The sequence below is a fragment of the Desulfovibrio sp. genome, from assembly GCF_034006445.1.
GTDB lineage: Bacteria > Desulfobacterota > Desulfovibrionia > Desulfovibrionales > Desulfovibrionaceae > Desulfovibrio.
Window position 1 is genome coordinate 156,296 of the sequence record NZ_JAVESS010000005.1, and the last position, 14,848, is coordinate 171,143.

At 60.5% G+C, this 14,848-nt stretch carries 14 protein-coding genes; 11 read left to right on the plus strand and 3 right to left on the minus strand.

Going from position 1 to position 14,848, the window contains the following annotated elements; genetic code table 11:
* Positions 1–1,165: 1,165 nt before the first annotated feature.
* The 3 genes from RBR41_RS07555 to RBR41_RS07565 are packed head-to-tail and all read left to right on the plus strand — an operon-like array spanning position 1,166 to position 5,039.
* Positions 1,166–2,053, plus strand: a complete 888-nt coding sequence (locus RBR41_RS07555) for a c-type cytochrome (RefSeq protein ID WP_320351973.1) — start codon at positions 1,166–1,168, stop codon at positions 2,051–2,053.
* 2 nt (positions 2,054–2,055) lie between these two features.
* Complete coding sequence (locus RBR41_RS07560; protein WP_320351974.1) at positions 2,056–3,447, plus strand: cytochrome C; 1,392 nt, start codon at positions 2,056–2,058, stop codon at positions 3,445–3,447.
* Between the two features lie 2 nt (positions 3,448–3,449).
* Positions 3,450–5,039 (plus strand): c-type cytochrome, encoded by a 1,590-nt coding sequence (locus RBR41_RS07565; RefSeq protein ID WP_320351975.1) that lies wholly within the window; start codon positions 3,450–3,452, stop codon positions 5,037–5,039.
* Between the two features lie 330 nt (positions 5,040–5,369).
* Here the strand turns inward: RBR41_RS07565 and RBR41_RS07570 are convergent, their stop codons facing one another.
* Positions 5,370–5,894 carry a hypothetical protein gene (locus RBR41_RS07570; protein ID WP_320351976.1) on the minus strand — a complete coding sequence of 175 codons (525 nt, stop codon included), beginning with the start codon at positions 5,892–5,894 and terminating at the stop codon, positions 5,370–5,372.
* A gap of 259 nt (positions 5,895–6,153) precedes the next feature.
* On the opposite strand from RBR41_RS07570, the gene era reads away from it, so the two are divergent.
* The 7 genes from era to fliQ all read left to right on the plus strand — a co-directional run bounded on the left by era (position 6,154) and on the right by fliQ (position 11,000).
* On the plus strand, positions 6,154–7,077 hold the full coding sequence (gene era / locus RBR41_RS07575) for a GTPase Era (protein WP_320351977.1): 924 nt from the start codon (positions 6,154–6,156) through the stop codon (positions 7,075–7,077).
* Positions 7,078–7,079: 2 nt separating this feature from the next.
* The gene (locus tag RBR41_RS07580; RefSeq protein ID WP_320351978.1) at positions 7,080–7,811 is read left to right on the plus strand and encodes a YggS family pyridoxal phosphate-dependent enzyme; all 732 of its coding nucleotides are present in this window, start codon (positions 7,080–7,082) and stop codon (positions 7,809–7,811) included.
* Between the two features lie 150 nt (positions 7,812–7,961).
* Positions 7,962–8,615, plus strand: coding sequence for a flagellar basal body-associated FliL family protein (gene fliL, locus RBR41_RS07585; RefSeq protein WP_320351979.1), 654 nt, complete (start codon positions 7,962–7,964; stop codon positions 8,613–8,615).
* Between the two features lie 77 nt (positions 8,616–8,692).
* Positions 8,693–9,268 carry a flagellar motor switch protein FliN gene (fliN, locus tag RBR41_RS07590; protein WP_320351980.1) on the plus strand — a complete coding sequence of 192 codons (576 nt, stop codon included), beginning with the start codon at positions 8,693–8,695 and terminating at the stop codon, positions 9,266–9,268.
* Entirely contained in the window at positions 9,261–9,926 is a 666-nt protein-coding gene (gene fliO, locus RBR41_RS07595) for a flagellar biosynthetic protein FliO (RefSeq protein ID WP_320351981.1), read from the plus strand. The genes fliN and fliO overlap by 8 nt, the downstream gene beginning before the upstream one ends.
* Entirely contained in the window at positions 9,859–10,653 is a 795-nt protein-coding gene (fliP, locus tag RBR41_RS07600) for a flagellar type III secretion system pore protein FliP (protein ID WP_320351982.1), read from the plus strand. The genes fliO and fliP overlap by 68 nt, the downstream gene beginning before the upstream one ends.
* 77 nt (positions 10,654–10,730) lie before the next feature.
* On the plus strand, positions 10,731–11,000 hold the full coding sequence (fliQ, locus tag RBR41_RS07605; protein WP_179980675.1) for a flagellar biosynthesis protein FliQ: 270 nt from the start codon (positions 10,731–10,733) through the stop codon (positions 10,998–11,000).
* A gap of 347 nt (positions 11,001–11,347) precedes the next feature.
* On the opposite strand, the gene RBR41_RS07610 is transcribed toward fliQ, so the two are convergent.
* On the minus strand, positions 11,348–12,160 hold the full coding sequence (locus RBR41_RS07610) for an RNA methyltransferase (protein WP_320351983.1): 813 nt from the start codon (positions 12,158–12,160) through the stop codon (positions 11,348–11,350).
* A 133-nt stretch (positions 12,161–12,293) separates the two neighbouring features.
* Here RBR41_RS07610 and RBR41_RS07615 point away from each other — a divergent pair, with 133 nt between their 5' ends.
* Positions 12,294–14,210, plus strand: coding sequence for a lytic transglycosylase domain-containing protein (locus RBR41_RS07615; protein ID WP_320351984.1), 1,917 nt, complete (start codon positions 12,294–12,296; stop codon positions 14,208–14,210).
* Between the two features lie 180 nt (positions 14,211–14,390).
* On the opposite strand, the gene RBR41_RS07620 is transcribed toward RBR41_RS07615, so the two are convergent.
* Positions 14,391–14,848, minus strand: a 458-nt coding sequence (locus tag RBR41_RS07620) for a hypothetical protein (protein ID WP_320351985.1), incomplete at its 5' end; no start/stop codon positions are given.

Genomic DNA, 14,848 nt, shown 5'->3' on the forward strand with positions numbered 1-14,848 from the left:
TCTGTTGGTGTTGAGGGTTGCATAGAGGTGCGGCAGAGGCAATGCTGTCTCAATTTGAGCACGGCGAAAATCCTTCGGGCGAACAACCGATCTCTAACAATCAAGCGTCATTCCTGCGACTTCTTGCAACAAACCGACGCCTTCGACCTCTCATCCAACGCAAAGTCGTACGCTGGCATTGCGCGGCGCGCAGGGAGATCACCGAGCGTAGCGAGGAAGCTCCCGGAGCGACAGCCGCGCAGCCCTCGTGGAATGGTGGGATATGGAAGGCCCTTGAAGGCCAGTCCGTGGGAGTGTGGGATATACGACAAACCCAGCGGGGTCGTCCGGGGGGAGTGCAGAGGGGGCCTCGGAGGGGCGGCAGCCCCTAACAGGCCCCCATCTGCCGCCCGCCGCGCAGGCGGCCCAAACTACAATAAAGAAAAGCCCTCGTGCCCGCAGGGCACACAAGCCACCTCTCAAAGGACAAGCCCTGCTATTTTTTCTTCAAAAGCGCTCGCCGCGCATGCCCTCGCTACGCCGTCTCGCCGCGCAGGCGGCCCAAACTAAAATAAAGAATAGCCGTCGTGCCTGCAGGGCACAGCAACCACCATTCAAACGGCAAGCCCTGTTTTACTTTCTTCAAAAGCGCTCGCCGCGCAAGCTCTCGCTACGCCGTCTCGCCGCGCAGGCGGCCCAAACTACAATAAAGAAAAGCCCTCGTGCCCGCAGGGCACACAAGCCACCTCTCAATGGACAAGCCCTGCTATCTTTTCTTCAAAGCGCCCGCCGCGTATACCCCCGCTACGCCACCCCGCCGCGCAGGCGGCCCAAACTACAATAAAGAAAAGCCCCCGTGCCTGCAGGGCACACAAGCCACCTTTCAAAGGGCAAGCCCTGTTTTGATTTCTTCAGAGCGTAAGCCCCATAACCCCCTAAAACCGCAATAATATCCTCGTTTTTACCAGCGTCCTATTTCCTAAATAAAAACGCTATTTGCAGCTATGCGAAAAGACAGTGTTTTTTTAAACACCCTGTTGACAAGGTTCTGTATTTTTGAAATTCATACAAAGAATAGTAATCCTTCTTTCTCTCTGAGAAACAAGGGTGCTATTCTTACCAAACCACACAGGATTACGTCCATGCACACCGGGACAGCCCGGGCCGTGCCCCAGCAGGAGTTACAATGAAAAACCGCGGCGTATATGCCGGGCTCGTTCTGGCGGGCCTGTTGCTTGTTTTTGGCGTATGGGTGCTGTCATTTTTTGACACGACGCTTTCGATCAAAAGGGTGGCCATGGACTCGGAAGTCGCGGCCAAGCGGGTGGCCCTGCCATCGGGGCAGGCGCTGTTCAATCCGCCCAGGCCCGAGGACGCGCCCGAAAGCATCCGTGAAGAAGTCATGCTGGGCTACAAGATCATGACGGAAACCAGCAAATACGCCTGGCAATATGTCGGCAATGGCAAGGACAGCAAACTCTCCTGTTCCAGCTGCCACTTTGAGGGCGGCCGGTCCATGGAGAGCATCTCCCTGGTGGGGGTTGGCGCCACGTACCCGCGCTACCGCGACCGCAACGAATATACGGTTGATCTCGGCATCCGCATTCAGGGCTGCTTTGACCGCAGCATGAACGGAACGCCGCCGCCGCTGGACGGGCAGATCATCCAGTCCCTGCTGGTCTATCTGCAATGGATTTCCAAGGATATCCCCATCTATTCCAAGCTGCCCTGGACCTTGCCTGAAAGTCTGGGCAATCCCCACAAGCCCGACACGGCCGCTGGCGCAGAGGTGTACAAGGACGTATGCGCACGCTGCCACGGCGTGAACGGCGAAGGTACGGACATTGCGCCGCCCTTGTGGGGCGACGGGTCTTACAACGACGGGGCCGGCATGCACCGTATACGTACCCTGTCCACCTTTGCCTGGCACTTCATGCCCAAGAACGCCGCCACGCTCACACAGGAATCGGCCCTGGACGTGGCGGGCTACATACATGAAAAGCCCAGGCCCAAGTTCGTGCCCAGCCATCCCGACAAGATTGAGCGGCTCATCCCCCTGACGGAAGGGAAGTAGCCATGATTTTTCCCATACTGCACATTCCGGGTGTTGGCGATGGCATGACCATCGCCATGGACGCCGTGCTGCACGTCGTCATAAGTCACGGTCTGGCCATTGGCTTCATGACCATGCTGATCCTTTTTCAAACCATGACGTACGCGGGCAAGGGGCCGCACTGGGCGCGCATCAGCCGCAGCCTGCTGGGCCCGGCGGTGGTGGTCATCACTTCCGTGGGCGCGGTGACGGGCGTGGGCATCTGGTTCATCACCGGCATTCTCGCGCCAGAGGGCATAGGCTCGCTTATCCACCTCTTTTTCTGGCCCTGGTTCATCGAGTGGGGGGCCTTTACCTCTGAAGTTATCCTGCTGCTTTTTTACTACTATCTGTGGGACAGGCTGGCGGAGAAACATCCCGGCCGTCTGACCGCCCTGGGGTGGGGCTATGTGACCATGGCCGTCATCTCGGCCATCCTTATCTCGGGTATTCTGGGCTTCATGCTCACGCCTGCCGGCTGGCCCTGGGGACAGACTTTTGATCAGGCTTACTACAACCCCACCTTTGCGCCGCAAGTGTTTTTGCGGCTGGCTGGCGGGCTTGCCATAGGCTCGCTGCTGCTGACAGCCTGGATAGCCTGGCGCTTCAAGGGCACGCGGGAGGAGCGGGGCAGCGCCCTGCGGCTCGCGGGCGGCGTTTTTCTTGGCTGTGTGGCCGTGGGCGCGGTCAGCGCGTGGGTGTACTTCTCGCGCGTGCCCATGACCTTTCTCACCCACTGGAAGTTCGCAGTGGCAACGTCCTACATGTCGCAGAAGCCGGACTTTCTGCCCGCCCTCAATGCCGTTGCGGTGGGGGTGCTTTGCCTCACCGGGCTGGTCGCCGTACTGCGCTGGCCGGTGGTATGCCGCATTCTCTGCATCCCGGCTATCCTGCTCAGCGTGTTTATGGTGATGGAATTCGAGCGCATACGTGAATTCGTGCGCGGGCCGTATCTGCTGCCCGGATATATGTACGCCAACCAGGTGCCGCTGGCGGAAAAGCTGGCGGTTGACGAAACCAAGGCAAGCTATCTGCCGCGTATGCGCTGGGTGGACGACAACGGTACGCTGCCGCCGGACATGGTGGCGGGCAAGGCGCTGTTTGCCGCCAACTGCGGCGTGTGCCACACCACGGTCAAGGGCGGGCTGAACAATATCGGCATCCGTGTGGCCGGGCGCACCCTGGACAGCCTCAACGCCATTGTGTCCATTACGGAAAACCTCGGCCCCTTCATGACGCCCTTTACCGGGTCTGAGCCGGAGCGCCTGCTGCTGGCCAGCTACATTTACATGCTCGGAAAAGAGCAGGGCTATATCAAGATACCGCAGGCGCCGAAAGCTCCGGCAGCCCAGGCGGCGGCCAGGGAGGCGAAATAGCCATGAACAAATGGACTGATCTCTTCCTCCTGCATCCCCTGCCCGAGGGCTGGCTCAACGGCCTGCTTTTTGTGACCTTTGGCCTGCACCTGCTGTTTGCCCTGCTTATTGTGGGCACGGCCGTGCTGGGATTTGTGTTCTTTTTGCAGGACTGGCTGGACAATGATCAGCCGGGCCAGCACTGGAACAGCAAGTTCCTGCACACCCACCTGGGACTCAAAAGTCTGGCTGTGGTGCTTGGCATTGCGCCTCTGCTGCTCATACAGATCCGCTATTCCTACTCCTTCTTCACGGCCACGGGGCTTTTCGCCTATGCGTGGCTGGCGGTGATACCCCTGCTGATCGTGGCCTTTCTGCTTATTGACGGCTTTAACCATTCAATGACGAGCCGCGCCTGGCTGGCCATGATCTGCGGCGTCATCGGCGTGGGAGCCCTGCTTACGGTGCCTGCCATCTTTACCGGGGCGCTGGCGCTGATGGAGCGGCATGCCCTGTGGGCGCAGTTCGGGCAGTCGGGCGGACAGGATTTCGCCACCTTGCCCGCCCTGGGGCCGCACTGGCTGTTGCGCTATCTGCATGTCATCGGCGCGGCTCTTGTGCTTGGCGCGGCCTTTCAGCTCTTTTTCTCCACAAGGAACAATCCGGAGAAAACCCCGCGCCTGCGGAGCTGGATTTTCGGCGCTACCCTTGCGCAGATACTCATAGGCATTCCGCTGCTGTTCACTGTGGCCGCAGAGCTTACCTGGATCATCGTTGCGGCGCTTACGGTGGGCGCGACGGCTGCCCTGCTGGTCTTGTGGGTGCTGCGTCCCCGCCAGTCCGCTTCGGAACCGGCCCCAAGGCCCGTGCCGCTGCCCGCGCCGCGCAGTCTGCTCTGGCTGCTGCCCCTGGCCTTTGCGGCCATGCTGGTGGGCCGCCAGTTCATACAGGACGGGGCCATGAATCCCCTTCAGGCCGCCAACGACGCCTACCGCGCCGAGCGGGCCAAGACCATGGATCCTTTCCGTCAGCCTTCGCTGGACGCCTACGCCTTCAAGCTCAAGACCGTGTATGACAACGGCGACGTCATTTACGATCAGGCCTGCGCGCCCTGTCATGGTCTGGAAGGCAAGGGCGACGGCCCCGCAGCCAGGCAGCTGATTATACCTGCCGAGCATGTGGCCGACATCCGGGCCAACAGGGAATACGTCTACACCCTGGTGCGGGACGGGGTGCCCGGTTCCGGCATGCCGTACTTCCGCCTGTATGACCGCGAAAAGATCGAGATGGTGCTGGACGCCATGGGCAAGCGCTTTGGCATGTTCGGCAAGACCGATGTGCCGCAGGACCGCGAGCCGGAGAGCGACGCCATGATCGTATGGGCTGAAACCTGCTCTGTCTGCCACGGCGTGGAGGGCGAGATCACCGCTTTCGGGCATACCCTGCTGCCCCCGCCGCCGGATTTGCAGCAGTACACCATGACCCATTCCCGTGCGCTTGAGGTCATCACCAACGGCTACCCCGGCACGGTCATGCCGCCATTCCGCCACCTGCCCCAGGAAGTGCTGGAGGATCTGACCGTCATCAGCAATACCTTCAGGGCGGTGAAGTAAGCGTTTGGAATACCTTGGGCCGTTGGCGGTAAAGTCGCCAACGGCCCGAAGAACCGGAGTCAACAGACTCGGAGGCGGGCCATAAATCGGCCAGCTGACGGGCCAGCCAGACGGATATGGCGTCATGGGCGCATGGAATGAAAACCGCGCGGTCTGACGCAGTGTGGAGGTCGGGAGCGCCCGTCCGCCGCATCCGCATCCGCCGGAAGGACGGTATTCACAAAAGCGCGCGCAAAAAAGAAAAGAAAACTGCCCGAAGGCGTCATCCTTCGGGCAGTCTTTTTATGATACTGGTTGGCAAGGCGGCAGAAGCCGTGCCGATGGCTCAGTTCAGGATTCCAGCCCCATGGCGTATTCGCGCTGTTCGCGGCGGCGTACCAGCCAGAAGACCAGCAACGCGCCCAGCAGTTTGCTGACGCTCATGGTTATGATGGACCAGGGCGTGGCAAGGCCGATGATGAGCAGAAAGACGACGCTGTCCAGAGGCGCGCCCACAAGGCTTGAAATGAGTATGCGCTGCGAAAAGGGGCGGTTGGTAAAGGTAAACAGCGCCCAGTCGCCCAGTTCGCCCATGGCGAAGGCGGCGGCGCTGGCCAGCGCAAGCTGGGGAGTGGCCATGTACCAGCTTATGACGCAGCCCACCAGCATGGCCCACAGCACCTGATGGCCAACGCGGCGCTGCGCATAGTCGCGCACCACGAAAATAAAGCCCACTATCAGCGACAGCGGGGCCCACATCTCGCCATTGGGCAGTTCAATCAGGGGCGTGACGGCAAAGGCGTAGTTCACGCCTACAATAAGCGCCATGTAGGTAAAGAGAGTAAACATGGCCGCGAGAGTAAGCGTTGGCGGCATGTCCGTCAAGAGAAGCGCAAGAGAAGCGCGGCCGCAAAACACGCCGGGGCAGAGGATAAAATATTATAACAAGCTGCTATTTTTTGTGTTTTTAAGGCAGCAAAAGGCGTCCGCCACAGGGCGGCAAAACCCGCAAGCCAGGCTTGCGGCTTGACCACAGCGCGCGGATATGGGACAGAAAAACAGTTTAGTATGTATCTAGAAAAATTCTGCGCCCTTTTGCGCGCACCGTAGGCCGGATCTTCGGCCAGGAGATGTAATGACCGACCTGCAATACCGTTGCGGCTGGGTGGCACTTATGGGGCCGCCCAATGCTGGCAAATCCACTTTGCTCAATTCCATTCTCGGGCAGAAGGTGACCATTGTCACACCCAAGCCGCAGACCACACGCAATCAGATCGTGGGCATCCACACCGATGCGGATTCCCAGATCATTTTTATGGATACTCCCGGTCTCACCCAGGTGCGTGGCCGCCTGAGCAAGACCATGATCCAGGCCGTATGGCAAAGCCTTGGGCAGGCCGACATCATCATGCCGGTGCTGGACGCCCATTTGTACATCCGTCACCCCGAATTCCTCGATCGCGATCTGGCCCCGGTGGCCCAGGCTCTGGCCAGTGATGACCGCCCGATGATCGTTGTGGTCAACAAGGTTGACCTCTTCAGCGACAAAAGCCGCATGCTGCCGCTGCTCACACGGCTGCACGAAATGTGGCCAAAGGCTGAAATATTCCCCGTGTCCGCCCTGCGCCGGGACGGCCTGGTCGACCTTGTGGCGCTTATCAATAAAAAGCTGCCCACGGGGGTTGCCCAGTTCCCCGAAGATCAGATATCCACCGCGCCCATGCGCTTCATGACGGCGGAAATCATCCGCGAGAAGCTGTTTCTCCATCTGCGGCAGGAAGTTCCCTATTCCGTGGCTGTTGACGTGGAAAACTGGGAAGAAGACGAGGAGCGCGGGCAGACGGTCATTCATGCCACCATTTACGTGGCCCGCCCCATGCACAAGGCCATGGTCATCGGCCGGGCCGGGCAGTCCATCAAGGCCATCGGCACCGAGGCCCGCAAGGACATTCAGACGCTGGTGGGCGGCAAGGTGCATCTGGAGCTTTGGGTCAAGGTGCGCGAGCACTGGACTGAAGACGCGGCCTTTTTGCGCGACATCGGCATGATGGCGGAGTAGCTATGGATCTGCTGGAGCGTTACGGTCTTGTTTTGGACAGGCTGAACTCCGCCTGCGCCGCCGCAGGGCGGCCCAGGCAGGATGTGACCCTCATCGCCGTGTCCAAGCTGCACCCGGCGGGCGACGTGGCCGCAGTGGCCGCCGCTGGCCAGGTGGACTTTGGCGAAAACTATGTGCAGGAGGCTTTGCAAAAGCGTGAAGATCTGGCGGCAGACGCCGGATCCGCCGCTCTTGCCGCTGGCATCCGCTGGCACATGATAGGGCATGTGCAAAGCCGCAAGGCCGCGCAGGTGGCCGGGGCCTTTGCCCTCATACACACGCTTGATTCTCGCAAGCTGGCGGACGGCCTTGAAAAGCGCATGGTCGATGCAGAAGGGCGGCAGCCAGTGCTTTTTGAGATAAATATCGCCTCCGAGCCGCAAAAAAGCGGCCTTATGCCTGCAGATTTACCGGCATTGACCGATTATGTACTTGAGAGATGCCCGCACCTGGACGTGCAGGGTCTCATGTGTCTGCCCCCGGTTTTTGACGCCGGTGATGCGGCCCGTCCCCATTTTGCCCATCTGCGCGAACTGCGTGACGGCCTGCGCCAGCATTCTGGCCTGCCCCTGCCCATTCTTTCCATGGGCATGAGCGGCGACTTTGAGGCCGCTGTGGCCGAAGGGGCGACGCTGGTACGCATAGGCACGGATATTTTCGGGCCGCGTCCGGCCAAAACGCCGCCTCTGGCATAGTGTCTGCAACAGTTTGCAACAGGCATTGAGGCCGGTTTTGCGGGCAGCGGCGTTTCGGGCCTCTTCGGGCTTTCCGAAGGCGCTCCCCTCCCGTGAACATGACGGCGGCGCGGCATGGCCGTGGCGCTGCAAAGGCCAACGGAGTTGATTATGGCGGCCAAGGAAAAAGAAGCCCCGGCCCTGCCCGAGGGGGCGGTTGAAGTCCCCAAGAAAAAATCCCGGGTCAAGCGAATAGTCATTATTTTGGCGATCTTGCTCATGACCTTGAGCGGCGCTGGAATCGGCGGCTACTGGTGGCTCTATCTGCGTACACCCTCCAGCAGTTCGGGCGCTCCTGCGTCCGATGCCGCTGGCGCGTCTGCCGCTGCGGGCCAGCCTGCGGGTTCGTCCCAGGCGGGCGGTCAGGGCGGCCAGGGCGGAGTATCCGCACAAGGTCAGTCTGGCGGCCAGGGCGCAGGCGGAGGCGACGGACGTATTGAACGGCAAAGCGACCTGCCCCGCAGCGGCGGCATGGTGCTGCCCCTGCCGTCCATTACCGTCAACCTGTCCGACCCTACCGGGCGGCGCTATCTCAAGATGGGTATGGAGGTGGAGGTCAACGCCGATGTTTCGGCTGCCCTTCAGGCCAACAACGCTCGCATCCGTGACGCCATCATCATGCTGCTTGCCGGTAAGAATTACGCGGACATATCCACCCCGGACGGCAAGGTGCTGCTCAAGGCCGAAGTGGCGGCGCGCCTTAACCAGATACTTGGGGCACAGCGCGTTATCCGCGTGTACTTTACGGACTTTGTGGTCGAATAGCTTTTTGCGCGGCTTCGCCGCATGGCCAACGCCCCGGACGCACACACGCCCGCGGCAGGAAGACAACGAGGTGACCTATGTCGCAGGAAGATCAGGACGCTTTAGCCGCCCAGTGGGAAGCCGAACTCGCCAAGGAGTCTGATGCAGCCGGAGATTCCGGCGGCACGGCTGAAGCCGCCGCCCCGACGGCAACGCCGCCCGCTGGCGACGACGCGCAGCGCCAGGCCGATGAGGCGTTGGCAGCCCAGTGGGCCGCCAGCATGGCCAAGGAAGAGGACTCTCCTGGGCACCAGTCCTTTGGCGGGGCCGGGGCTGGCATGGGCGGCCATGCGACCGAGGCCCATTTCAAGGATATGACGGAGATGGCCCGGCAGCCAGCCGACAACAAACTCAAGCGGGAACTGGACTTTATTCTGGACATTCCGCTGGACGTTTCGGCCGAGCTTGGACGCACCCGCCTGCTCATCAACGAACTGCTGCAACTGGGGCAGGGTTCGGTGGTGGAACTGAACAAGCTTGCCGGCGAGCCGCTGGAAGTCTACGTCAACGGCAAACTCGTGGCGCGCGGCGAAGCCGTGGTCATCAACGAAAAGTTTGGCGTGCGCCTTACCGACATCATCAGTCCCATTGAAAGGGTGAAACAGCTTGGCTAGCCTTGCACATGCCGCAGCACATGTCGCAGAACATGTAGTTGCCCAGGCCGCGACGGGCGGCCCGGTCTCTTCGACGCTGCCCGCAACGGGCGGATCGGGGTCGGCGGTGCGCGGCGTGGTGGAGCAGGGTGCGGCAGCGTTGCCGCACGGGCTGGACAGGGCGGTGGAAAACGCCGTTGAACTGACACGCCAGGGGCTTGGCGCTGCCGCGCAGGCGGCGGGCCGCTTTGCCGACACCCTTGCTGACAACCTTGACGGCGGTTTGGCCGGGCAGGCCGCAGCCAGGGCGGCTGAACACGGCACGGGCCTTGGGGGAAGCTCCTTTTCCTGGGGCGGCTACGCGCAGGCCGTGGGCATACTGTTTTTGCTGGTTGCCCTGTTGTGGCTGGTGGTCTGGGTGGTGCGCCGCTTTGGCAAGTTCAATTTTCTGCCGCGTCCGGGGGCGCTGCCCAAGGGCGCTCTGGTTATGGAGGCTCAGTTGCCGCTTGGCCCCCGCAAAGGGCTTATGGTGGTACGCTTCTTGAATAGAAGGCTGTTGCTGGGAGTGACCGACCAGCACATAACCCTTCTGACAGAGGAGCAGGCGCAGCATGAGCCGCAGGACAAAAATTTTCAACACATCATGGAAGAAGCCGCTCGCAGTACTGACAGCCGCTAGCCTTCTTTTTTTGCTGCCCCATCTGGCCCATGCCGCCCAGGACATGGCCATGCCCACCTTGCAGCTCAGCCTTGCCGGCGGCGCGAAATCGCCGGAAAAAGTCTCGGTGCTGCTGGAAATTCTCTTTCTGCTCACCGTCCTTTCGGTGGCTCCCGCCATCATGCTCACGGTCACCAGCTTTACCCGCATCATCATCGTGTTCAGCTTTCTGCGTCAGGCCATGGGCGTGCAGCAACTGCCGCCTACCCAGATACTGGCAAGCCTCGCCATTTTTATGACGGTGGTCATCATGTATCCCGTGGGCAAGCAGATCAACGACGATGCCCTGCAGCCCTACCTCAGCGAACGCATGGACTACAAAGAAGCGCTGGACAAGGCGCAGGCCCCTCTGCGCACCTTCATGTTCAAGCATACGCGTGAAAAAGACCTCTCCATCTTCTATTCCATCAGCAAGATGGAAGCCCCAAGGAGCAAGGAGGAGGTTCCCACCATGCTGCTGGCGGCGGCCTACGTCATCAGCGAGCTGAAAACGGCCTTTACCATCGGCTTTCTCATCTACATTCCCTTTCTTGTCCTGGACATGGTCATTTCCAGCGTGCTGCTGGCCATGGGCATGATGATGCTGCCCCCCATGATGGTCTCCATGCCGTTCAAACTGCTGCTCTTTGTCATGGTTGACGGCTGGAACCTGCTGGTGGGCTCGCTGGTCAACAGCTTTTTGCTCTGACGCAGGTCTGGCATCATTTTTGTAAGTATAGAGAGCCAGTTGTTGGCAGTGTCAAATTTTTCCGCGAGGGTAAGCCCATGTCTCCTGATTTTGTCATCGGTTTTGGCCGTCAGGCCATTGAACTGTGTCTCATGATGGCTTTGCCCATGCTTGCGGTGGGTCTGGGGGTGGGTGTGCTTGTGAGCGTCATTCAGGCCGCAACCCAGATTCAGGAAATGACCCTGACCTTTATTCCCAAGATCGTCTGCATGTTTCTGGCCCTGCTGGTGGCCCTGCCGTGGCTCATGGAGCGCATGATAACCTTCACGCGCGACGTGTTTATCAATATCCCCAATTACGTACGGTAGCCTGATGCGGTTCTTCTGCAATTCCATCAACAGAGGCAGGGGATTTTTCCACTGCCCAACGACGCGGACACTGTGCCATGTGCCGGAACTCGTATAAACAGTACCATGTACAAAAAGATGTAATTGCAGCAGGGAATATAGAGAATCAGATTAAGTCTAGAGAAAATACAGAAAGATTTTGCAGATCAATACAAAAAGGAAATGTCCATGACATTTCCTTTTTGTATTGTCTGACGCCCCATCCTTGTGTAGGCTGGAGATCGTGCGCTTTGTCAGAGGGTAAGAAACAGTTTTGTTTTTTGCGTGGGGCGCGCGTCAGAATGGCTGCGCCCAGCCCTGCGGCAACTTCAGGATTTGGCGCGTACGGATGCCGCCAGTCCCAGAAGAATGGCCCCGGCCTGCGCCACATTGAGCGAATCAAAAGTCCGAGCCAGGGGTATGCGCAGCATATGCGCGCACCGCTTGGCCACGCCTGGCCGCAATCCCTTGTCTTCGTTGCCCAGCACCAGAATGGCGGGCAGACACATGGGTTCGGCAAAGGCGTCCAGGCTCCCGGAGCCGGGTTGGCCGCCTGCGCCATAGATGGTCAGTCCGGCCTCTTCAGCGCTGTCCAGGGCATGCCCCAGGTTTGTCACGCGGGCCACGGGCAGATGCTCCAGGGCTCCGGCGGCGGCGCGGCGGGCGGCAGGGCCCAGATAGGCGCTGTTGTGGCGGGGCATAATGATGCCCGCGCCCCCAAGGGCGTAAAGAGTGCGGCAGAGCGTGCCCACATTGCCGGGGTCCTGCACCTGATCAAGGGCCAGGACTATGGGCAGGGGAGCCTGCTCCAGGCTCGCAAAAATGTCTTCAAGCTCGCAGAAGCTGGTGACAGAAAGGCGCGCCACCACACCCTGGTGACTGACGGCGTCCCGGCCCGCATCACGGCCTGCCTCGCGGTTAGCGCCACTGGCAGGACGGCACAGACGGTCGAGAACGGCCTGTTCCACCAGCGTAAAACGTACGTCGTTTTTGCGGCAGAGGTTCTGCATTTCGCGGGCTTCGGGGCCGCGAAGCCCCTTTTTGCAAAACACGCAGTCAATGCGCTGCGGGTCGCTGGACAACAGTTCCAGCACGGGTTTGAGGCCCGGCAGAAGAGGGGCGTCTTCAGATTGGGTATGCATACGCGCCTCCGCGCGGAGTGACACGGCCGCCATGAGCTGCCGAGGTAAAAAATATGAGGAAAAGAGCGTCCACAGTCACGGCTGTGTACGCATCTTCCCGGCTCCTGGCAAGCCGGGCGGACAGGAGAACGCCATGACGGAATCTAGTATGGACATTGCCGCACAAGGACGCAAGGGTGTTACCGTAGGGCTGCGCCTGTGCGTGCTGGCGGTTGCGTGTTGCCTCATGCTGGCCGGGGGCTGCGCCTCGCGGCAGAGTGGCGACTCTGGCGGTCGCGGCGTTTCCTTTTCTGTCCCCGATGACGACCCCACTCCCTTGAGCAGCAAAGAAATGGCGGCGCTCCAGTCCACGGGCCAGGTGGATAAAAGCGTGCCCCCCGAAGCCATGGACGACGTGACCCGGCAGTACAAATATTATCTGCACAAGGGGCGCAATTCCGTCTGCGTGTTCTCCAAAAGGGCCGAGGGATATTTGAACTATTCGCGTCAGGTTTTCCGTTCGCGCGGTATTCCCGAAGAGCTGGCCTACCTTGCCATTGTTGAAAGCGGCTACCGCGTTGACGCCCGCTCCCCGGTGGGGGCCGCCGGCGCGTGGCAATTCATGCCCGGCACTGGCGAGCGCTTCGGCCTCACCCAGGACTGGTGGACGGACGAAAGGCTTGATCCCTATGAATCCGTGGAAGCCGCCGCAGACTATCTGCAAAAGCTGCACGAATACTTTGGCGACTGGCCCACGGCCGTGGCTGCCTATAATGCTGGCGAAGGCAAGATCAGCCGGGCCAAGGAAGGCACGGGCGGCAAGAACTTCTATGAGATAAAGGCGCGCAACCATATGCTGGACGACAAGGCGCAACTGCGCGAGGAAACCAAGCAGTATGTGCCGCGCTTTCTGGCCATTACCAAGATCATGCGCAACCTGCCCGATCTGGGCTTTGAGCCCATCCGTCCTGAAAACGCGCCTGGGGTGCAGCGTCTTACGGCGCGTCCCGGCACTGATCTCAATGGGATGGCCGAGGCCTGCGGCATGAGCTGGAGCGAATTTGCCGCCTATAACCGCCATCACAAACACAGGATCACAGATACGGGGCGCTCCACCTTTGTGTATGTGCCTGCCCAGAAGGAGCGTCAGGCACAGGCTTTTCTGGGGTCGTCACGCTGCACGGCCTATGCCGGGTGGGGTGCCATGCGGGTGACCAGCAATGCCGACTCGTGGGAAAAAATCAGCCGACGTTGCGGCGTGCCCGTGGCGCAACTGCGCGCGCTCAATCCTGGCGAAAGCCGTTTGAGCGCAGGACAGACCGTGCTTGCGCCGCGTTCGGTGGATATGTCCGCCAAGGCAGTGGCGGCGCTGGACGGTAAGGCGCAGTCAAAGGCCGAGGGCGGTAAAAAATCAGCTTCTCCGGGCAAGGCCGTGCCCCAGGCTTCGGCCCAGTCCTCGCCACAGGCTTCAGGCCAGAGGGCGGTTCAGGCTCCAGTTCAGGCTCCAGTTCAGGCCTCGGCGCAGGCTTCGGGCCAGCCATCGGCGCGGGCTGTGGCCTCGTCGGGCAGCCATACGCTTCAGGCCAATGAAACCCTGTACGCCGTGGCCAAACAGCACAACGTCACGGTCAAGGATTTGCAGGATCATAATAATATAGAGAACCCCAATGCGCTGCAGGCAGGAACCGTCCTGCGCATTCCGGCTGGCGCCGGCTCTGCGGCCAACACCGCAGCCGGGCCTGCAAACGTGCCTGCTGGAAAACCTGCGGCCAGCTCAGCCGCCGGGACTTCGGTCAAACCTGCGGCCGTCTCCGCAGCCGGGCCTGCGGCTGGCGGGTCAGACGGCAGAGTGGGCGGCAGAGTGGGCGGCCCGGCGAGCGGCACGGCGAGCAGCCCGGCGAGCACCAGGCCCGTGCCCAAGGCGACCAAGACGACGTATACGGTGCAGGCCAAGGACAGCCTGTGGAAGATCGCGCGCGAACACAAGGTCAGCGTTGAAGACCTCATGCGCTGGAACGGCGTGAACGAGAAAAACCTGCGCGCGGGCTCTGTGCTGGTGGTTGAGCAGTAGATTGCGCTGTCGATGGACAGTGGGTTGCGCTGCGGCATGATCCGCGAGTTGCGCTGCAGCATGTCTGCTGCATGTCTGCGGCATGATCTGCGGCCTGATCTGCGAGTTGCGCTGCGGCATGTCTGCTGCATGTCTGCGGCATGATCTGCGGCCTGAACAGCGGCATGGCAGCGGCATGACCTACGGGTTGCGTTGCGGGTTGCGTTGCGGGTTGCGCAGCAGCATGGGCTGCGGCATGGGCCGCAACATGAACTGGCGGGTAAGGAACAGGTGAACAGCACCTGCGTGGGCATTTTGAAAATCCTGCCGAAGAGAGGTTAGCGGTATTTTCGCAACGTTCCGAAAAAAACCGCGCCCGTGGCCGATAAACGGAAATGCACCCCCAACCGCGCCGCAACAAACTGATAAAAAAAGAAGAATTTGGTTGACACCAACCCCCGCCTTGAGGCAAGTTCTCCTTTCGCGCAACGGCACTGACCTTGAAACGACACGCAGGCGAAACAAACTTCGTCGGGTCGCAAGAAAGTGATTGACGGGGTGCGAAAAGAGGTGCATAAGACTTCTCCCGCTCATACAAAACTGAATAATGACTTTATCTTGCGATAGCGAAATCATTTCAGCAAAGCGAAAATAAGTGA